Source organism: Halocynthiibacter sp. C4 (assembly GCF_028823805.1).
Taxonomy (GTDB): Bacteria; Pseudomonadota; Alphaproteobacteria; order Rhodobacterales; family Rhodobacteraceae; genus Falsihalocynthiibacter; species Falsihalocynthiibacter halioticoli.
This window is the reverse complement of the sequence record NZ_JAPEIE010000019.1, coordinates 1-276: the sequence shown is the minus strand read 5'-3', so window position 1 is coordinate 276 and position 276 is coordinate 1. Positions and strand designations below refer to the sequence as shown.

The window sequence follows — 276 nt, the reverse complement described above, 5'->3', positions numbered from 1 at the left end:
CGAGCAGACCCTTTTCCGGGCGCGAGCGCACCAGCAGCTCGCCGCCACGCGTCACCACGAAGGCGGCGCCGCGGCGCAGCGCGCCGCTTTTCTTCGGCGCCTTGCGCGGGACTGTTTCCTGATCACCGCGGATGCGGCCTGCGCAATCGTCATTCAGCGGACACAATGCGCAAGCCGGCTTCTTCGGCGTGCAGATGGTGGCGCCCAGATCCATCAGCGCCTGCGCACTGTCGCCGGCGCGCGACGGCCCGAGCAACGTCGTGGCCATCTCCTTGA

Annotated in this window: 1 pseudogene; it reads right to left on the bottom strand. The window is 69.2% G+C overall.

Annotated elements, in window-relative coordinates:
• Window positions 1-276: pseudogene (locus OU789_RS16850) on the bottom strand (A/G-specific adenine glycosylase); the annotation flags it as partial.